Here is a 19,838-nt window from a genome sequence, read left to right as displayed (position 1 = left end):
TTCCGCGTCGACTAGCACTCTATACACGAGAGTGCTAGCACTCAAGGCCGGCGCCCGCATATGCGGTCAGCCTGCAGCGAACGCGGTCCCGCCGAACGGGCTTATGGCCTCGCTAACCGCGAATCTGACTCACCGTCACGGATAAAGCCGGATCTGTCGCGGCGCCGAGCCCAGACGGCTCCGCACCGGCATGCACCAGATGCGCACCAAGAGCCGCAATCATCGCACCGTTGTCCGTACACAGCCGCGGCCTCGGCACACGCAACTCGAGACCCGCGGCCTCGCAACGCTCTTCCGCCAGTTCCCGCAACCGTGAGTTCGCGGCCACGCCGCCGCTGATGACGAGCGTCGACACGCCGGTGTCCAGCGCGGCCCTCACCGCTTTCAGCGATAGGACGTCAGCCACTGCTTCCTGGAACGACGCTGCGACATCCGCTTTGCTCACCGGTCTGCCAGCGCGCTCGGCTTGCTCAACGTGGCGTGCGACAGCAGTTTTCAAGCCGGAGAAGGAGAACGCGTGCCGCGCGTCCCGAGGACCGGTCATCCCCCGCGGAAAGGTGACCGCATGACGATCGCCTGTCTGTGCAAGCCGGTCGAGTACGGGGCCACCGGGATAGCCAAGCCCGAGGAGCCTCGCGATCTTGTCATAGGCTTCCCCTGCCGCGTCATCCACGGTGGCTCCGAGTTCCGTGATCGGTTCTCCGAGGGAACGAACGTGGAGCAGACTCGTGTGGCCGCCCGAAACGAGTAGCGCGACGCACGGCGGCAGTGGGCCATGCTCTAGAGCATCCACCGCGACGTGGCCACCCAGATGGTTGATCGCATAGAACGGCACATCCCACGCCGCGGCATAGGCTTTCGCGGCCGCGACACCCACCAATAGGGCTCCAGCCAGTCCCGGGCCGATCGTTGCAGCGACCACATCGGGTTTCGAGATACCAGCCGCATCGAGTGCTCTGCGCATCGTCGGAACGATCGCCTCGAGATGCGCACGCGACGCGATCTCAGGAACAACGCCCCCGAACCGTGAGTGCTCGTCAACGCTCGATGCCACTTCGTCGGCCAGAAGCGTGACCGACCCGTCGGAGTTCAGCTCAGCGATCCCCACGCCCGTCTCGTCACACGAGCTTTCGATACCGAGAACAATCACGGCCCCTCCCTCTTCATTACATAAGCGTCGGCGCCGCTTGGCTGGTAATAACGTTTCCGGAGCCCGACCACTTCAAAGCCCACGCCGCGGTAGAGCTCCTGAGCGGCTTCGTTGTCCGTCCGGACGTCGAGCCACACTGGCCCGCCGTGCAGATCAGCAACGGCAAGCAGATCATCGAGCAACATCCGGCCGATGCCGCGGCGCTGATACTTAGGGTCCACCCCGATCGTGTGGATTTCGTTCTCAGGATCGTCAGCCGGGCCCAGAAGCGCAATTCCGGCGTAGCCGACTAACTGCCCGTCGCAATCCGCTGCGACGTAGTGGTGGTCGGGGCTCCGGAGTTCCTGCTCGAAAGCCCAGGCCGGCCATGGGTTATCGCGCGCGAAAAGCTGGCGTTCCAGATTTGCGCAGCGCTTGGTGTCTCCCATTGCTAGAGGGCGCAGGAGTACCGTCGTCATGCCGTACCTCTGGTGAGGAACCCTGGCGGCGGTATCGGATCTGGCTCACGGCGCGGTGCACCCGGTTCAGTCGCGTCGGGCCGCCGTAAATACAGCGGTACCAGCGGATCGGGTACGCGGCGATCGACAATGTCTCGTGCTGCGACAGCGACGAGACCTGCGGGGGCCGGGCTCTGGACCTCGACGTACGGCAGGCTGAACAGGTCAGCGTGATCTCTCGATCCCGCAATGACGTGTGAGGGATCCGCCTGGACGTGGGCGGGACGATGCACCGCTGGCCCCTCAATCCGGTGGCCATCCCGGTAGCGAGCCCAGTAGACCTCGCGCCGGCGAGCGTCAGTCACCACCAGGAGCTCCTGCCCCGGACCCACCTGTGCCGCCATCGCGTCCAGGCTGCACACCCCATACACCGGCACACCCAGGGCATCGCCAAATGCGGCCGCCGTAGCCATGCCGACACGCAGGCCCGTATACGGGCCGGGACCTGTTCCCGTGACAATCGCATCAATCTCGCTGCGCTGGACGTTCGCTTCCTCCAGGCAGGCCAGAATCTGCGGCGTGAGCACCTCAGCGTGCGCTCGCGCATTCACTGTCACACGCGTCGCCAGGACACGCGGACACAGTTCCGTCGAGTGTTCTGACCGGCCAAGCCGGACAACACCCGCAGTTACCGCAGGGGTGGACGTATCAACCGCAACTACCAGCACGAGTGTCCAGAGTACCGGTTCAGGGTTGTCCACTACTTCGTGTGATTGACCCACTGCCAGTGGGCTACGCGAACCTCGTCATCAGTATGACGCTCGAGACGCACGAGCAAATGCCGGTCGGCAAGCCGCTCCGCGAGCCCTTCTCCCCATTCCACGACAACCACTGCATCGTCGAGTTCGGTGTCCAGATCGAGCGCGTCAAGCTCATCGAGCGCGAGCCGACCGCCATCATGGGCGCGGTCTGAATCACCGAGCAGCCGATAAGCGTCGACGTGAACCATCGCGACCGGCGGCCCCCCGCCGCGCCGGGACACCCCGGCGCGATGTTCTCGCGCGATGATGAACGTCGGCGAACTAACAACACCCATAACCCCGAGACCAGCACCAATACCACGGGCTAACGCTGTCTTGCCGGCGCCGAGCGGCCCTGACAGGACGACAACATCACCTGCGGTGAGGTCTGCCGCCAAACGCTGACCAAACTCCTCCGTGTCCTGCACGGTCAGCAACTGCTCTGAATACACCCGTGAGAGACCTTTCCGTCCGTGCGTGTTCAAGGGAGCGATCTATCAACCGTTCGAGCGCTTCGGAAACGACCTGTGGCTGCTCCATTTCCACCATGTGCCCGGCTTTCGGCACGCGCAACAACTCTGTATGCGGCAATGCTTCTGCCATCGCGACTGAGTTCCGGAATGGGGTGACCATGTCGCCGTCCCCGCACACGACGAGCGCTGGGATCGGCTTCAGCACCGGAAGCGCCAAAGATTCGTCATGCTCGACAAGCGCAGCGAGAAAGTTGACCATCGTGAACAGGTTGGTCTCATTGGTCATCTGCTCGGAGAAGCGAGCGACCTCGGGTGTGATCCTGCGATCGCCATATGAAGTGACCTTCAAGATTGGCGACAGAATAGGCCGGATGACATCCCGGCTTTGCTGCACCACGGCCGGAGCTGCCTTAACCGCCAGCCGCGCGGCCTTCACAGCAGGCGTGTCGAGCACGCGGGCGACGCCCGCAGCCGAGAGCCCGCTTGCCGCGGTCGCAACGAGCCCCACCCCGATGACGCGCTGACGAACAACGTCGGGATACTGCCGCGCGAATGCCAGGACGGTCATGCCACCCATCGAGTGTCCGACGAGAATCAGGGGTCCGGTTGGAGCCTTCTGCTCGATCACCGCTGCCAGGTCGCGCCCGAGTTGCGGGATTGTGCTCGACTCAGCCGACGGCATACCCGATTGGCCATGCCCTCGCTGGTCGTAGAACACCATCCTGATGTCGTCACCGAAGGTGCGCTCAAGGTCTATGCGCTGAAAATGCCACGCGCCCATATGCAGACAGAAACCGTGCGCGAACACCACAGTTAGCGGTGCATCCGGAGGGCCAACTTCGCGCACGTTCAGTAGCAGGTGGTCCTCGGTCAGCACGATGCTCGCCCGGTCTGTCTGCATGAGACGGAAGTCATGTTCGAAAGCTGTTCTGCTGGAACGGCCCTCCGGGTCAGCACCGACGCTCTTTGCTGACCGCCTTAGCTTCGCCGCGCGCACCAGCCGTCCCACGCCGCGACCGACGCCACGCCTGCGTCGGCCAGGCCGCCGTGGCGGCTTTCCTTCGCGTTCGTGCTCATCAGCTAAGTCGGGTTGCTCCTGCGCAACCGGTTCCGCCACCACACTAACCCCCCACGTAGGTGCGCACTGCGCGCCCCTTTATACCGGTCACGACCTCGTAGTGAATGGTGCCGAGCGCATCCGCCCAGTCCTGGGCCAGAGATTCCCCCTCGTCCCCTGGACCGAACAGCACTGCCGTATCGCCCTCTTTCACAGCCACAGCGCCCTCAGCGCCACCTTCCGGCCCCAGATCGACAACGAACTGGTCCATACAGACACGACCCACGGCCGGGTACCGGTGACCGTTGATCTGCACCCCGAACTTGCCCGTGAGCAGACGCGACACTCCATCGGCGTACCCGACTGGAAGGAGCGCAACGTTCGTGTCTCGCGGCGCGATCCATACGTGCCCGTAGGAGACGCCCTCCCCGGCTGCGACCCGCTTGATGAGCGCTACCCGCGTCCTGGCCGTCATGGCAGGCCGCAGACCCATCTGTCCGCGCTCCGGGACGGGAGAAAGTCCATAGAGCGCGATCCCCGGACGCACCATATCGAAGCGCAAGTCCGGCCGGGTCATCGTCGCGGCGGAGTTGGAGAGATGTAAGAGCCCAGGCTCAAGACCGTGCTGCTCGGCGTCAGCGACCGTCTCCCGGAACCTCGCCGCTTGCTGATCGATGATGGGGTGGTTGGGCTCGTCTGCGTGGGCGAGGTGGGAGAAGAATGAGGTCAGAACGACCGCGTCTTCCGCTACGGCTTTCCGCAGAGCATCACGCAGGACGGGCCACTCGAAGGACGAGACACCGTTACGGTTGAGCCCCGAATCGACCTTCACCGCGATGCGCGCCTGTATTCCAGTTAGCCGCACCGACCGGAGAACACCGTCAAGGTGGCGCGGCGACGCCACACCAATATCGACGTTTCGTGACAGCACCGGCGCGAAATCAGTGTCGGGCGTGTGTAGCCAGCACAGCAGCGGCGCATCAATACCGGCATCCCGGAGGTGTACTGCCTCCTCGACTGTCGCGACGCCGAGTTGCGATGCGCCCGCAGCGAGCGCCGCCCGTGCGACTGGCACCGCGCCGTGGCCGTAACCATCTGCTTTGACGACAACCATGACGTCCGCAGACCCAGCGCATTCCCTCAATACCTCGGTGTTCGCAGCAATGGCCCTCAGATCGACCGCGGCTTCGAACTGTGGGCGGGATGCCACTTCGCTCTGCAGCGGCGATGCGAACCCGCCCGGCGTGGATGTTCCGTGCATGGAAGTCACGGTGCAGATCCTGCCATCAGCGACCGGTATCCGGCACGCTTGGTGGCATCCGCCACACCGGGTGTTGCCGCTAATCGCAATGCGCCGATGGCTGGACGCACAGCACCCATCAGCGTCGATGCTGAAGCAGGTGCGCCCGGGGCGCCCGCCGCTATGAGTGCCGCGCGTGCGTGCACGTGTGCGCCCATCGCAGCAGCGATTAGCGGTGACGCGCCGCTGGCCAGCAGTGCACCCACGATTCCGGAAAGGACATCCCCAGAACCGGCGGTCGCCGCCCAGGAACTTCCGGCCTCAACGACGAGGACTTCGCCGGAAGGATCAGCGATCACTGTCGCTCGGCCTTTGAGTAGAACCGTGACGCCCCAGTCCGAAGCGAGCTGCTGCGTCGCAGCGAGCCTGTCGGGGCTGGGCGCCGCACCCGTAAGCCGCTCGAACTCCCCCGCGTGCGGTGTCAGGAGGGTCGGCGCCTTTCTCCCGCGCACCAGGCTGGGGTTGTGAGCTACGAGCGTTAATCCATCGGCGTCGACGACAGTGGGGAGCTCCTGCGCGAGAAGCGCAGCGAGCACCTTCGACTCCTTCTTCCCGGTTCCGAAACCTGGACCCGCGACCCAGGCCTGAATGCGGCCAGCGTCCTCGATCGCTGTGGTCGCGATGACTTCTGGGTACCGTGCAAGCACCTGCTCGCGCGCGGTTCCGGCATACCGGACCATTCCCGACTTCGCTGCCACCGCGCCGCCCACGCACAGTACGGCCGCACCGGGGTAGACGTCGGAGCCCGCCGAGATGCCCACGACGCCTTGTGTGTACTTATCATCCTCAGCGGCCGGCACCGGCCACGCTCCGCCAACTTCCGTATCTGTCAGCGATTGCACCATCGACTTGGGCAGTTCAAGACCGATGGGTACGTACACGATTCGCCCACATTGATGTGCGGCAAGGGCATGAACACGTTTGTACCCGCCGAAAGTGACGGTGAGTGCAGCCTGAACTGCGGGGCCGTCTACGCTCCCCGTGTTGGGGTCGACTCCACTTGGCAAATCGACAGCCACAATTGGCGCGGTGACGGCCGCGACGTGCCGAGCCGCGTCGGGCCGCAAGGACCCTTTGCCTGAGATGCCGACGATGCCATCGAGCACGAGGTCGGCAGGCCCAAGTTCGGCAACAACACGACCACCGGCCTGCAGCAACGCTCGCAGTCCGGCTTTGTGGGCCCGCTCCGGTTTCAGCAGCACCGCCTCAACCGCGACGCCCCGTCGACGCAGGAACGCGCCCGCCCAAAGCGCGTCGCCACCGTTGTCACCAGAGCCTGCGAGCACCCCGACGCGCCGCCCCGCAATGCCACCGGTCCGTCGTCGGAGTTCGGCTGCTACCTCGGCCGCTAACCCCCACGATGCGCGGCGCATCGGTACCCCCTCCGCAACACGTGCGAAGAGTTCCGCCTCTGCGGTCCGAATTTCGTCAGCAGTGAAGTACGGGACTGTCATGCCAGCTCACCAGACCGATTACTCGACGGTGACGGACTTTGCCAGATTCCGCGGCTTGTCGACGTCGTACCCTCGGGTTTGAGCGACCTGGGCTGCGAAGACTTGCAGCGGGATGGTCGACAGCAGTGGCTGAAGCAGCGTCGGAGACGCGGGAATCTCGATGAGATGGTCCGCGAATGGGCGCACCGCCTCGTCTCCTTCTTCCGCGATGACGATGGTTTGTGCCCCGCGCGCCTGGATCTCTCTGATGTTGCTGAGCAGCTTCGAATGCAGCACCGCACGTCCCTTGGGTGACGGCATGACGATGATGACCGGCAGGCCGTCTTCGATCAGCGCGATCGGGCCGTGCTTCAACTCACCTGCAGCGAAACCCTCAGCGTGGATGTACGCAAGTTCCTTGAGTTTCAGGGCGCCCTCAAGCGCAACGGGGTACCCCACGTGGCGGCCGAGGAAGAGGATCGTCGACTGCTGTCCCAGCTCACGGCCCAGTTCACGGACGTTTTCGACGTTCGACAGCAGTTTCTCGATCAGCGCGGGCATTTCCGCCAGATCCTTGAACTCCCGCGCAACCTCATCGGGATACTTCGTGCCACGAGCCTGCGCGAGCGCGAGACCAACAAGGTAGTTGGCCGCGACTTGTGCAAGGAAGGCCTTGGTCGAAGCCACACCTATCTCTGGTCCCGCATGGGTGTACAGCACCGCATCAGACTCACGAGGGATCTGCGAACCATTGGTGTTGCATACCGCGAGCACACGAGCCTTCTGGTCGCGCGCATGGCGCACCGCTTCAAGCGTGTCCGCTGTCTCGCCTGACTGTGAAATCGCAACTACCAGCGTGGACCGGTCAAGCACAGGATCCCGGTAGCGGAATTCACTTGCGAGTTCTACTTCGACAGGCAGCCGAGCCCAGTGCTCAATCGCGTACTTCGCCACTAGTCCAGAGTGATAGGCCGAGCCACACGCCACGACGAAGACCTTGTCGATATCGCGAAGGTCCTGGTCCGAAAGCCGCTGCTCATCAAGGACGATGCGCCCGTTGGTGAAATGTCCACGCAACGTGTCCGCGACTGCGAGGGGCTGCTCCTCGATCTCCTTGAGCATGAAGAAATCGTGGCCGCCCTTCTCCGCGGCCTCGAGGTCCCAGTCAATATGGAACGGATGCCCGGCTTCGGGGTTCCCGTCGAAATCCAGAATGCGGTACTCGTCCGCGGTGATCACAACGACGTTGTCCTGGCCGAGTTCCACGGCTTCACGAGTGTGCTCGATGAATGCAGCAACATCTGAGGCAACGAACATCTCGCCCTCGCCGACACCGACAACCAGCGGCGTGGATCTGCGCGCAGCCACGATCGTGCCCGGGTGATCAGCGTGGGTGAAGACGAGCGTGAAGGCCCCTTCAAGGCGGCGCAGCACTTTCAGCGCGCTCGCCTCGAAATCACCGGCCGTGTCACCCTCCGCGTAAGCGCGAGCGACAAGGTGCACCGCAACCTCAGTGTCCGTGTCACTGAGCAACTCCACGCCGGCATCTTCGAGTTCGCCGCGCAGCGGCGCGAAGTTCTCGATGATGCCGTTGTGGACAACCGCGATACGCCGGGTTTCATCGGTGTGCGGATGCGCGTTCCGATCCGTCGGACGCCCATGGGTAGCCCATCGAGTATGACCCATCCCGGCAGTACCCGCGAACTCGCCCTGCCCTGCCTCCGCCAAAGCGGATTCAAGGTTGACAAGCCTGCCGGCCCGCTTTTCTATTGCAACGCTGCCCTGCCCGTCGAGCACTGCCACGCCTGACGAGTCATAACCCCGGTATTCCATCCGGCGTAGTGCCTCGACAAGGATGTCTAGTGCTTCGCGGTGGCCGACATACCCGACAATCCCGCACATAACGCAACAGCCTACTTCCCTTTTCAAGTGATAGCCGCGCGTCTCGTCAATCGGCGGTGCGCACTTGCCCACAGTAGGCGTTGACCAGCGACGTTCCTCACCTCGGCCGAGTGTCGCGGCTTGAATCGCCGTCACCGACATTCACGCGCGTCTCACACACTTGCCCCGAGACCCGGGGAATGTGAGCTAACGTCGACAACGTGGCGTCAAACCCTAAGAAGCTCGTTGCAAAGCTGTCGCGACGCGGGCCGCACCGCGTGCTGCGCGGCGATCTCGCGATGGCTGGCATGCCAGGACTTGTTTTCACGCCGGAGAGCGGGTTCAGCCTGCCCGCGATCGCGTTCGGGCATCAATGGATGACCAGCCCCGACCGTTACATCGGAACCTTCAAACATCTCGCGTCATGGGGTTTTGTTGTCGCGGCCCCATCGACCGAACGCGGTCTCGTACCATCCGCGAACCGGCTGGCCGCCGATCTCAACACCACCCTGGAGATTTGCACGAGTGTCCGGCTCGGGCCTGGCGAAATCAGCGTTCATCCCTCGAAGCTCGCTCTCGCTGGACACGGCTTCGGGGCGGGCGCTGCGATTCTCGCTGCGGCTGCTCGTTCCGGGAAGCAAGTCAAAACGGTGGCGTCGCTGTATCCGGCACCCGTCAGCCCCTCAGCGGAAAGGGCAGCGGCGAAACTTGACGTCCCCGCCCTCATCCTCGCGGCTGAACTGAAGTCGATTTCCTCGAACGCGCGCGCGGTAGCTGCGGAGTGGAAGGGGGATGCTGTGCTTCGTCTCGTGGAGAAGTCAACGGTTGCCGGCATCCTCGAGGGACGCAGCATGCTGAACTGGCTTGGACTTGGTAAAGGCAATCGGAAGACGCAGCGAATCACGCGGGCCCTGCTGACGGGCTACCTACTTTCCCAGCTCGCGGAAGACAAAACATACAACGTTTTCGCCGATCCCGAGGTGCCCCTGAAAGGCACATTCACGGTGGACCCCACCGACCCGTTGCCTGAGGACGAATTCATCGCGCTCTTCGCCCCGCCGACCGAGGCCCAGCCGCTAACTGGTCCGTTCACGGTGCAGGCCGAAGTCACTGGACCGATGGAGCAAGGCGCCGGAGGACTCCTCCCGCGGCGCTGACGGCTCCTCCCACAGCAGAGTCGTCTCCGTGCCCTGGTTCGGCGCCGGTGTAACGGGCTCCGGTATCGCTTCAGCCAGAAGCTGAGGCGCAGGCTCGCTCACAACCTCCACGCTCGTGTTGATTGCGGTGATGGCGCCGATGGCGGTCGCTGCCCGGATGAACTCCGCGGTGACGGTCTCGTCGCAGGACACGCACTCCGCGACGATGCGGCGCTCGATTTCCTCCGCGAAAGGCAGTAACCGCTCTCGCACCCATCGGCTGACTCCGTCCTGCACTAAGCCCAGCTCCAGGAGCGACGACAAGAGTTTGTTGTCCGAAAGGTGCTCGACAATTGCGGAGAGGTCGCGGACGGCCACCCCGTCTAGTGCCGTGTTGCTCAGTGCGCTCAATGCGCGAAACTTGTGACAGAGCGCCGCCGCCACACCGTCCGCCGCACGCTCAAGTACTCGCGCGGCTTCAGCTGTTCTCTCGCTTGCCTGCCGTGAAATCTCTGCATGCTGTAAAGCCTGCGCTGCCGCCGCACCGTGAAGGACCTGCGCTGCCGCGTGTTCTTGCATTGCAGCGTCGGTGAGGAGTTGCGTCATTCTGCTCGCCAGCGTCGCAATCGCCGCACAATCCGCGAGATCGATACGCTCTTCTGCGGTCATCAGCGCGACCAGTTCAGCTGCGCCATAGGCGGGGGCATACCCTTCGCTCGGCTCGCCCACAGTGTGAGCAGCCCGCACCGCGACGTCGCCGACGCCGGCAAGAACTCGTATTGCCTCCGAATGGGCGCCGATCAGATTGCGGACGTGCAGCGCAGCGGCCCCGGAGACCCCGGAGAGCGCTGTCACAGCTCAAGTCCGTGTGATAGTGCCACCGTACGGAGGTACCGTGCGTTGTCCTGCTCCTGGTGCGTGAGGCTGTCCATCGCAGCCGGGATGCTCACCGCGAATTGGCTGCGAGTGACAGCGTAGGCTTCGGTCCAGTTACGAAGCTCTGCACATGCCCGGTCGATAGCTGCCTCGCCAGACTGCAGAAGCTCAGCATGACGCGATAGGAGTGCGGCGTCCGCCGCGGCACTTGCGGCACGAGCGAGCCGCGCCCGCACTTCGATCGCAGCGTCAAGTCCTACCGTAATTCCGCTACCCACACCGATCCCCTTGCACCAATTGATCCCCAACGGGGGCATACCGTGGGTAGACGCATGTGCGTGCCGGTTGGTTCCACCGGCATGACTAGAGGTTGGGAAGTTAAACAGCCGAGACCGTGCGCGCGAGACCCTCAGCGAGCTTTTGCGCTTGTTCCGCGGATGCCGCCTCGACCATCACCCGGACCAGCTGTTCGGTACCTGACGCGCGCAGAAGTACCCGGCCGGTCTCACCCAGCTGGCGTTCGGCATCCGCGATAGCCGCAAGCACAGCGGTATCTCCGGCCACAGCCGCCTTGTCTGACACACTGACGTTGACGAGAACCTGGGGAAGTACAGTCATCACCGCTGCGAGATCGTGGAGCGACTTACCGGTTTCAGTCATCCTGGCCATTAGCTTCAGCCCGGTCAGTATCCCGTCGCCGGTCGTACCGAACTGCGGCAACACAATGTGACCCGACTGTTCACCACCGAGCGAAAACCCTCCCGCACGGAGTTCCTCCAGCACGTACCGGTCACCTACAGCAGTTGTTCGCAGAGCAATACCCGCGTCCTTCATCGCGAGATGAAGTCCCAAGTTACTCATGACGGTGGCGACGAGTGTCTTATGCGCCAATTCACCCGCATCACGCATCGCCAGGGCAAGAATCGCCATGATGGCATCTCCGTCGATCGCGTTGCCACGGCTATCGACCGCGAGGCAGCGATCAGCGTCACCATCGTGTGCTATACCGAGGTCGGCGCCATGCGCTGTCACTGCTTCCTGCAGCACACTAAGGTGTGTTGATCCGCAGCCCTCATTGATGTTGAGGCCGTCGGGGGAATTGTGGATCGGGATAACCGAGGCGCCGGCGGCCTGATAGGCGACAGGTGCCGCCTCTGAAGCAGCGCCGTGAGCGCAGTCGACAACCACGGTCAGTCCAGCGAGTGATTGCGGCACAGCTAAATTGAGGTGGTTGAGGTAGCGCGGCAGGGCGTCCGCTGCATCAGTGATGCGGCCCACCGCCGAGCCAGTGGGCCGCGCAGAGGATGAGCCCGCGCTTACGATGGTCGCGATCTGATCCTCAGTGGCGTCGTCTAGCTTCTGACCGCCTGGTCCGAATATCTTGATGCCATTATCCGGCATCGGATTGTGGGAGGCGGAGATCATGACGCCAAGCGCAGCATCATAGGCGCTCGTCAGATACGCGACAGCGGGGGTCGGGAGAACGCCAACGCGAAGGGCATTCACGCCCGCAGCGGTCAGACCCGCGCAGATCGCCGCTTCGAGCATCTCACCGCTCGCGCGCGGATCCCGGCCGACCACCGCCACCGGATGCCTGCGACCACGGGGGTCGTGCGAAGCGCGGGTCAAAACCTCGGCCGCAGCACCGGCGAGGGCAACTGCGAGTTCCACAGTCAGTTCGGCATTCGCGAGTCCTCGCACACCGTCGGTACCGAACAGTCGGCTCATCCGCGCTTCCACACCTTTCTTCGCTGCTGCGGCCTCACAAGATCGCAACAGCCTCCTCAGACGAGTGAGAGCAGGCGCCGCGCGCGGCTACCTGCTCTCACACACACTATCCCCGTACTCACCGTGAAGGTCAGTATCGGTGACGAATCACCGCTTCGAGTACTGGGGTGCCTTACGGGCCTTCTTGAGACCATACTTCTTGCGCTCAGTCGCACGGGCATCCCGGGTGAGGAAGCCGGCCTTCTTCAGCGCCGGACGATCATCAGGGGTGACCTCGATCAGCGCGCGGGCGATCGCGAGGCGAAGCGCACCGGCCTGACCCGATGGGCCTCCGCCGTGCAGACGAGCGTGAATGTCGAAGGAAACCTCACGATCGACTGTCACCAGCGGAGCCTTGATGATCTGCTGGTGAACCTTGTTCGGGAAGTATGCCTCGAGACTGCGCCCGTTCAGCTTGAAGTTGCCCGAGCCTGGCAGCAGGCGAACACGGACAACCGCTTCTTTCCGCCGGCCGACTGTCTGGATGGGACGGTCAAGCACGATCGGAGCCGGTGCGGCCACAGGTGCTTCTGCTGAAGCCTCTTCAGCGACGTCTTCTACGACGATTTCGTCGGCACCCTCACCTGCGGGCGCTGCAGCCTCAGGGGCCTCAGCGGCTTCGGGGGTTTCAACTGCTTCGAAGCCTTCTTCGACATTCTCGAATTCAGGCGCTGTCACGTTCTGTTCCTCTGGCGTCGTCACTGGGCCACCTGCTTGATCTCGAACTGAACGGGCTGCTGAGCTCCATGGGGATGATCCGGGCCTGCGTAGACCTTGAGCTTCTTACGGACCTCGCGGCCAAGCTTGTTGTGCGGGATCATCCCATAAACTGCCTGCTCAACGAGGCGGTCCGGACGAGTGTCCAGCGCTTCACCGAGCGTGCGGGATTTCAGGCCGCCCGGGAACCCTGAGTGGCGGTAAATCATCTTGTCTTCGCGCTTGTTGCCGCTGACGGCAACCTTCTCCGCGTTGATGATGATCACGTAGTCACCACCATCAGTATTCGGGGCGAAAGTAGGCTTGTGCTTACCGCGAAGCAATGTCGCGGCCTGCACTGCGAGCCGTCCGAGCACCACATCGGTAGCGTCAATGACGTACCAGGTGCGCGTGACGTCGCCAGCCTTAGGGCTGTACGTGGACACGGTTATTCCTCGTCTTCATGTTCTGTCTGCTGCCGGCCAGGCGATCCAGCGGGGTTACTCCGGCGGCCGGTTGAGACCCGGAACCCCTGCAAATGCTGTACGCCAACGGAAGACTTTACCGGTACTTCCGAAATCTGGTCAAACCGGCACTCTTCCGTTCGCGGATGCCCAAACTCTGAGCGCGTTTACCCTGCCCACTGATTCATCGCGGCGCGCTCCGCTGCAGCCATCTGGTCGTTGCCGCTGCCGACAGCACGGCCAATGGACTCCAGAACCTGATTAAGACCCTGTGCAGCCTCATCCCAGCGGCGCTGCTGTGCCTGGTATGCCTCAGCAGCACTGCCAGTCCAGTCCGCAACTAGTGGCGCAAGGAAGGATTTCAGGTCGGCAAGGTTTGCGTTCATTTGTGCTGTCGACACGGCGATATCGGAGCGAAGGGTCTCGATCTGGCCGAAGTTGTACTTAATCGTCACGCTGGGTCCTTTCAGACGTTGATGGCATCAGGGATTGGCAAATCAGAGGCGAAGTAGCCCGCCGGCAGTGTTCAGTGCGCTGGTGTGGCTCTGTTGCGTCTGGTCATAGGAAGAACTGTTCGACCGGATCGCGTCACTGATTGCGATCAGGGAATCATTAAGCTTTCGCGCTTCGCTGTCCCACCGGACTATCAGTGCATCGAAGGCGCGCCGCGCTTCGCCCTCCCATGCGCCGTTCACTGCGGCGGCTTTCCCGCGCAAAGCGCTGAGCAGGGCCTGCACATCAGCGTTAACCTGCGCGACCCGATCGGCCGCGGTTGTCATGGTCGCGGTGGTTGTCTGCATCTGCTGCGTCATTCGAATACCTCCCTATAGCTGGTGCTAATGCCGTCTACGGCGGCACATAAGGATCAGACGCCGCAACCGCGGCACCGGTTCCGCCGATCTTCGACTTTTTCGAAAGCAGCCTGCCCAGTCAGACAACCTGGAGAGATTCGAGGACCACCAGACAGGGATAGTCCACCGGCGCTGCGTCCGGTCCGCCATCACAACCGACTGTGAGCTGACGGCCACCAGCCAGAACCACGTACCACTGCAGTGGCCAGCCGCGGTCAGTCAACTCTTCGTACGCGAGAGCGACATGACGCGGCAGAAACGCACCACCCGCAGTTTCCGCAAGGTCCGGGTCGGCATCGAGCTCGCGCCGAAGCTCAGTAACGGCGCTATCCGAATGCACGCCGGAACGCAGTGAAGTTAGCGCGAGCAATATTCGGTGTTCCGGGTTCTCCCGCGCGCGCAGTTCAGCCCGGAAGTCTCCCGTTTCCTGCTCGCCAGCCACGTCGTTCCAGCTCACGTACCAACTCTCCGGCAGCGTAAAAGCGACGTCGCCGATCTGCGCACTGGGTTCCTGCGTGAGGCGGCTGCCGCGGAGATCATCCTGCCCAGGCGCAGCAACTTCCAGAGCGGGCGACGGCCCTTCCGTGCCACCATGCGGCTCGTCATTCTTGAGGCCGCTGACAACAGCGGCGAGCAGGCCCAGAAGGGCAACCACTGCAGCGGCCGCACCAACCCACCGGCCGGTGTATTTACGCCCCGGCATGGGCGGCAGGCCAAACCGCTCGACCGGCACGATGCCATTCCCCTCGGGAAGTGACGGTCCGGCCAGCGCGGCTGCGCCGGCCGCAATTGCGCTCACGTGCTGAGGCCCGATAAATGTCATTCCGTCCGCGTCACCGCCGGGCGACCCGCCATTGGGAGAGATCACGAAGCAATTAGCATTCGCGTCGATGGTCCGTGCGAGTCGGCGTATCGCTTCACCGTCGTCCGAGGCGCACGCGTCCGAGCCGAAGTCAATGGACGCTATCGCTGCTTGCCGGACGAGGGTCGCACAGTACGTAACCCAGTGCAGTTCGATCACCAATGCGTCACCGCGCTCGCTCACACCCTCAGTAAGAGCGAGCGCGAAGGGAACGAGGATCACCTCACCAGCCGAGGACAGGAGGACTGACTCAAGCATCGCAGTCTGGTCTGGACTCCAGTGCGTGGGATGGACTAGAACGATTCGATCGACAGACGCCGAGACGAGACCTGCGCGCGCGAGGACAGTCGCGACGACGTTCCTCATCGCGTGCGCACTGTGCCGCAGAACAAGATGAGTGTCCCTGAGATATGTCCACGGATGCGGTTCATAGTGATCGAGGTCCGCTTGTCCGCGCTCCCACGCTTCAGCCCCAGCGATGAGAGTCCCGGCATCGTCGTAAACGCCGACCGGGGTGCTTCGCGTTCCCGCCGCTGTGCACACCCAAATGTCTGATTCCATTAGGACAGCGATGACGCTGCTGCCGTTCATCACAGCGACGGCAAGGATGCAAGCTGGACGAGTTGTTCGCCTCCGCTGCGCGTGATCAGTGTGCCCCGCCCAGGAGGCAACGCCGAAGGACGCACGGTGCCCAGCAGCACACCCTCGTCACGACTTCCATTCATGACCAGGCCGATGGGCGACAAATCCCGCAGCGCCGCCATCACCGGCTCGAAAAGCGCCCGGGAGGCGCCCCCGGCGCGGCGAGCAACGATGACGTGCAGGCCCACATCTTTCGCTTGAGGCAGCAGATCGAGCAACCCGCTCAAGGGATTACCACCGCTAGTCGCGACGAGGTCGTAGTCATCAACGATGACAAAGACCTCCGGCCCCGACCACCACGAGCGGTCGCGCAGCTGCTGTTGAGTTGTTTCTGGGCCGGGCAGCCGCGCACGCAGGTGCGAGCCGAGTTCAGCAACCATTGCCTGCAAGTTCGCCGCTGAGACGGCGTACCCGGCAAGATGTTCGGTATCGACCACGCCCAGCATCGTGCGCCGGAAGTCAGCGAGCAGAATCTTCGCTTGTGCCGGGGTGTTCTGCGCCATGATGCTCGCGCAGATTGATCGTAGTAGCGTCGTCTTGCCTGACTCCGCGTCGGCGAACACAACCAGGTGCGATTGTGAGCTGAAATCGATTGAGACAGTGGCAAGTTCAGCCTCATCAATACCCACTGGTATACGCAGCCTGTCGCTCGGTCGCGCGTCAGGGCCCGGCTGCGCGGTGATAATTTCTTCACGGGGCAACTCCGTGGGGAGCATCCGAACGGGCGGCGCGCTCACGTTGCCGCAACGGTGCGAAAGTTCCTCTACCGCTGCCTGAGCAACGGTGGCCAGGTCAGCAGTGTGGGTATCTCGCGCATCAATCGCAGGCACGGCTACCACCATGTGCAGCCCCTCTTTGGTCAATCCACGGCCCGGCTGGTTCTCGGGGACGGATTTGGCGGCACGGCGATTCATCTCCGAGTCACCCGGATCACCCAGGCGAAGCTCGATGCGCGTACCTAGCTGGTCTTTGAGCCCAACCCGGAAGTCCGACCAGCGTGAGGCCGTGAGCACGACGTGCACGCCGAACGACAGTCCCTGCGCGGCGAGCGCGGTGATCGGTTGTTCCAGTGATTCGAATTCTTGACGTACCGTCGCCCACCCGTCGACGATGAGGAAAACGTCGCCATAGGGTCCGCATCCGGGCATGCCAGCGCGTTCTTCAGAATCACCCTCATGTGCCTGTGCGCGCAGGCGGCGATACGCTGCCATGGAACTAATTCCGTACTCTTTGAATTCTTGCTCGCGCTGGCGCGTGATAGCAGTGATCTCAGAGATAGTCCTGCGCACCCGATCCGGTTCGAGACGGCTGGCCACTGACCCAACATGGGGTAGCGCCGAAACCCCTCCGAGTGATCCGCCCCCGAAATCGAGACAGTAGAACTGGACTTCACGAGGCGTGTGAGTCGCCGAGAGCGCCATAATCAGGGCGGACACCGCCGTGGACTTGCCAGCCTGAGGACCGCCCACAATCGCCATGTTTCCCTGTGCCGCCGACAGATCGATGGTCAGCGGCTCCCTGCGCTGGTCGTAAGGACGGTCAATAAGGCCGAGGGGTACCCGCAAAGGGGTCCGGACGCGACTAGGTTTTCCTGCGAAAATTCGATTCACCGGTGGTACCAGCTGCCCGATCGTGGGCGACTTGTCTAAGGGCGGTAGCCAGACCTCGTGCGCCTGCGGCCCGTATCCGCGCACACCCGCCAGAACCAGTTCGAGTACGGTCTGTTCCATCAATGCAGGTTCTTGCACGGAACTGGCTTCTGCCTGCGGCGCTGCTCGCGACGATTCACCGTCGTCGGACAAAGCGACGCGCTGCACGAGGAACGGTCTGACGCGAAGGTCGGACGAGAGCGTGCGCACACTCGCCTGGCTCACGAGCGGCGGCGGCACATACTTGCCGGAAACGTAAGACGCCGAGAAACGGACCGGCTCGGCCGCGTCAATCTTCAAGTAGCCCGACCCTGGCACCGGGGGCAGATGATAGGCATCGGGAACTCCTAGTACCGCCCTGGACTCCTGCGCCGAGAAGGTCTTAAGACCCACCCGGTACGAAAGGTGGCTTTCCAGCCCACGCAGCCGTCCCTCTTCCAGTCGCTGACTAGCGAGAAGTAGATGCATGTGCAGTGATCGCCCCAGTCGGCCGATCGCCACAAACAAGTCCGCGAAATCTGGCTTCTGACTGAGCAGTTCGGAGAACTCGTCAACCACGATGAACAGCGCCGGAAGCGGTTCGAGGCGGGCGCCCCCGGCCCGGGCACGCTCGTATTCGCCTACGTTTGCGTAGTTTCCCGCGGCCCGCAACAACTGTTGGCGGCGATTCATTTCTCCTTCCAGCGCATCTCGCATCCGGTCGACCATCGTGAGTTCGTCGGCGAGGTTGGTGATGATCGCCGCGACGTGAGGGGCGCCCTCGAGACCGAGAAACGTTGCACCGCCTTTAAAGTCGACGAGAACAAGGTTCAGTGAATCTGGCGAATGCGTCGCAATGAGGCCGAGGACAAGGGTCCGCAAAAACTCCGACTTACCGGAGCCTGTCGCGCCGACGCACAAACCGTGCGGCCCCATGCCTCCTTCCGCAGATTCTTTGAGATCGATTTCGACGCTGGTGCCGTCCTCTCGGAAGCCGACTGGAACTCGTAACCGGTCCCGTCCGGTGCGCGGACGCCACATCTTCTCCGCGTTGAAACACGCGATGTCACCTGCCCCGATCATCGTCGGCCAATCGGGAAACAGCACGCCGTCGCTGTCCGTACCGAGTGGCGCGCTTCCGGGCGACGCTAGCCGGTATTTGGCGATTGTCATCGCGAAGGCCTTCGCCGCGGTGGCACTGACCCCATCTGCCGCAGCGAACATTTCAGTACCAGATGGGCCGTCGGCACCAATCTGGCCCCCGCGCGACACCAAGACGATGCCTTTTCGCGCGGAAAGATCAGTGCACGAACCTCCGATATCGATCAATGTGACACCGTCGATTCCGTCGCCGGCTAACAGGCTCTCGTCGCCGTCGACGGTGCCTCCGTCGATGATGAGCACAATGTGCGGGTTCCCCGCTGAGACCGGGGCGTTGCGCATGAATCGGGGGCGATCCGCGATGAGCGGCGCAATCAGTTCACCTGCTTCGTGCAAGGTATTCACAAACAACCGCAGTTGGCCCGCGCTGTCGCTTTCACTCGGATGCCGGGCGTGCGGCAGCCACTTCACCCACTCCCATCGTGGTGTCTGCTCCGTGCCCGCGACAATCACCACGAGGAGATCATCCGGACCGTGGAAGGTGGCAAGCTGGCAGAGCGCAGCCCGCACAAGCGCTGCAGAGTCTTCGTGACAAGGCTCCTCGGAGACGAGTGTGATAGACGCGAACCCGCGAAGCGCGAGGGCGACGGGCAAGTCAGGAACAACGGAATGCGCGCGCACGAACCGGCGGAGCGCGATGACCGAAATAGGTTCGAGGTCATCGGTGGGCCCGGTCTCTGGAGGGACTAGCCTCATCGCGAGCCGCTGGGCACCCTTTCCGATCCGCACGGAAAGGTATTCAGCGTCTTCGGGCCGCCGTTCCCACATGCGCCGAGTTCCCGTTACGGTCCACAGCGCGGCGGGGTCTGGATGGTGCCACTCGAGCGAAACCCGCTGCTCCGCAGCCGCGCCCACCACTTCTTCCCGTGTGTCGCTGAGATATCGGAGGAAGTCTTTGCGCTGCTCGTTCAGCTCAGCGGTGCGAGCGCCGCCGCCGCGACCACCGGAAGTCGCGAGCATGCCGAGCATCGACACGGCCATCATGAGCGGGAACATCAGCATCATCGGATTGGCCGCCATCCCGGAGGTGAAGAGCAGCGCAACCATGCCGAGCATCGCCAGCACCATCACGAGGGGCAACAACTTCTGCAGCAGGCTGCCCGGCACCGCGCGTGGCAGTTCAGGCGGCGTCTGCAAGCCGAGCTCACCGCCGGGCATGCGCGGCGGTTCCGCGCGAACACCACGAAAGACCTGAACTGTGCCCATCAGCACGCCCCCCTGAAT

18 protein-coding genes are annotated in these 19,838 nt (G+C 63.3%); 1 reads left to right on the top strand and 17 read right to left on the bottom strand.

Features of this window, described 5'->3' with window-relative positions; genetic code table 11:
- Nucleotides 1–112: 112 nt before the first annotated feature.
- From tsaD to glmS, 8 genes are read right to left on the bottom strand one after another with little or no spacing between them, the layout of a single operon-like run.
- Nucleotides 113–1,150: a tRNA (adenosine(37)-N6)-threonylcarbamoyltransferase complex transferase subunit TsaD gene (tsaD, locus tag FHU29_RS20280; protein ID WP_064438334.1), complete on the bottom strand. Its 1,038-nt coding sequence runs from the start codon at nt 1,148–1,150 to the stop codon at nt 113–115.
- A complete protein-coding gene (gene rimI, locus FHU29_RS20275; RefSeq protein ID WP_064438335.1) occupies nt 1,147–1,608 on the bottom strand; it encodes a ribosomal protein S18-alanine N-acetyltransferase in 462 nt (153 codons plus the stop codon). The genes tsaD and rimI overlap by 4 nt, the downstream gene beginning before the upstream one ends.
- Nucleotides 1,605–2,315: a tRNA (adenosine(37)-N6)-threonylcarbamoyltransferase complex dimerization subunit type 1 TsaB gene (gene tsaB / locus FHU29_RS20270; RefSeq protein ID WP_064438670.1), complete on the bottom strand. Its 711-nt coding sequence runs from the start codon at nt 2,313–2,315 to the stop codon at nt 1,605–1,607. The genes rimI and tsaB overlap by 4 nt, the downstream gene beginning before the upstream one ends.
- Before the next feature lie 32 nt (nt 2,316–2,347).
- Complete coding sequence (gene tsaE, locus FHU29_RS20265) at nt 2,348–2,824, bottom strand: tRNA (adenosine(37)-N6)-threonylcarbamoyltransferase complex ATPase subunit type 1 TsaE (RefSeq protein ID WP_260152979.1); 477 nt, start codon at nt 2,822–2,824, stop codon at nt 2,348–2,350.
- The gene (locus FHU29_RS20260) at nt 2,760–3,977 is read right to left on the bottom strand and encodes an alpha/beta fold hydrolase (protein WP_232322830.1); all 1,218 of its coding nucleotides are present in this window, start codon (nt 3,975–3,977) and stop codon (nt 2,760–2,762) included. Before FHU29_RS20260 ends, tsaE begins: the two co-directional genes overlap by 65 nt.
- A gap of 4 nt (nt 3,978–3,981) precedes the next feature.
- Nucleotides 3,982–5,178, bottom strand: a complete 1,197-nt coding sequence (alr, locus tag FHU29_RS20255; RefSeq protein ID WP_064438672.1) for an alanine racemase — start codon at nt 5,176–5,178, stop codon at nt 3,982–3,984.
- A 5-nt stretch (nt 5,179–5,183) separates the two neighbouring features.
- Nucleotides 5,184–6,671, bottom strand: a complete 1,488-nt coding sequence (locus FHU29_RS20250; RefSeq protein WP_064438337.1) for an NAD(P)H-hydrate dehydratase — start codon at nt 6,669–6,671, stop codon at nt 5,184–5,186.
- A gap of 18 nt (nt 6,672–6,689) precedes the next feature.
- Nucleotides 6,690–8,552, bottom strand: a complete 1,863-nt coding sequence (gene glmS / locus FHU29_RS20245) for a glutamine--fructose-6-phosphate transaminase (isomerizing) (RefSeq protein ID WP_064438338.1) — start codon at nt 8,550–8,552, stop codon at nt 6,690–6,692.
- Nucleotides 8,553–8,752: 200 nt separating this feature from the next.
- Here glmS and FHU29_RS20240 point away from each other — a divergent pair, with 200 nt between their 5' ends.
- Nucleotides 8,753–9,688 carry a dienelactone hydrolase family protein gene (locus FHU29_RS20240; RefSeq protein ID WP_064438339.1) on the top strand — a complete coding sequence of 312 codons (936 nt, stop codon included), beginning with the start codon at nt 8,753–8,755 and terminating at the stop codon, nt 9,686–9,688.
- Here FHU29_RS20240 and FHU29_RS20235 read toward each other — a convergent pair.
- From FHU29_RS20235 to eccCa, 9 genes are all read right to left on the bottom strand, one after another.
- Nucleotides 9,608–10,522 (bottom strand): hypothetical protein, encoded by a 915-nt coding sequence (locus FHU29_RS20235; protein WP_064438340.1) that lies wholly within the window; start codon nt 10,520–10,522, stop codon nt 9,608–9,610. The genes FHU29_RS20240 and FHU29_RS20235 overlap by 81 nt on opposite strands.
- Nucleotides 10,519–10,821, bottom strand: a complete 303-nt coding sequence (locus tag FHU29_RS20230) for a hypothetical protein (protein WP_157094853.1) — start codon at nt 10,819–10,821, stop codon at nt 10,519–10,521. Before FHU29_RS20230 ends, FHU29_RS20235 begins: the two co-directional genes overlap by 4 nt.
- Nucleotides 10,822–10,921: 100 nt before the next feature.
- Nucleotides 10,922–12,271, bottom strand: coding sequence for a phosphoglucosamine mutase (glmM, locus tag FHU29_RS20225; RefSeq protein ID WP_064438342.1), 1,350 nt, complete (start codon nt 12,269–12,271; stop codon nt 10,922–10,924).
- 147 nt (nt 12,272–12,418) lie between these two features.
- The gene (gene rpsI, locus FHU29_RS23440; protein WP_064438343.1) at nt 12,419–13,012 is read right to left on the bottom strand and encodes a 30S ribosomal protein S9; all 594 of its coding nucleotides are present in this window, start codon (nt 13,010–13,012) and stop codon (nt 12,419–12,421) included.
- On the bottom strand, nt 13,009–13,452 hold the full coding sequence (rplM, locus tag FHU29_RS20215; protein ID WP_013808834.1) for a 50S ribosomal protein L13: 444 nt from the start codon (nt 13,450–13,452) through the stop codon (nt 13,009–13,011). Before rplM ends, rpsI begins: the two co-directional genes overlap by 4 nt.
- A gap of 185 nt (nt 13,453–13,637) precedes the next feature.
- On the bottom strand, nt 13,638–13,925 hold the full coding sequence (locus tag FHU29_RS20210) for a WXG100 family type VII secretion target (protein ID WP_083962055.1): 288 nt from the start codon (nt 13,923–13,925) through the stop codon (nt 13,638–13,640).
- 42 nt (nt 13,926–13,967) lie between these two features.
- Nucleotides 13,968–14,282 (bottom strand): WXG100 family type VII secretion target, encoded by a 315-nt coding sequence (locus tag FHU29_RS20205; protein ID WP_013808836.1) that lies wholly within the window; start codon nt 14,280–14,282, stop codon nt 13,968–13,970.
- A 118-nt stretch (nt 14,283–14,400) separates the two neighbouring features.
- A complete protein-coding gene (locus FHU29_RS20200) occupies nt 14,401–15,774 on the bottom strand; it encodes a type VII secretion-associated protein (RefSeq protein ID WP_157094854.1) in 1,374 nt (457 codons plus the stop codon).
- Entirely contained in the window at nt 15,774–19,820 is a 4,047-nt protein-coding gene (gene eccCa / locus FHU29_RS20195; RefSeq protein ID WP_064438673.1) for a type VII secretion protein EccCa, read from the bottom strand. The genes FHU29_RS20200 and eccCa overlap by 1 nt, the downstream gene beginning before the upstream one ends.
- Nucleotides 19,821–19,838: the final 18 nt, after the last annotated feature.

It is taken from the genome of Hoyosella altamirensis (assembly GCF_014191505.1).
Classification (GTDB): Bacteria; Actinomycetota; Actinomycetes; order Mycobacteriales; family Mycobacteriaceae; genus Hoyosella; species Hoyosella altamirensis.
The sequence above is the reverse complement of the archived record's forward strand: the minus strand, read 5'-3'. Positions and strand labels throughout refer to the sequence as shown.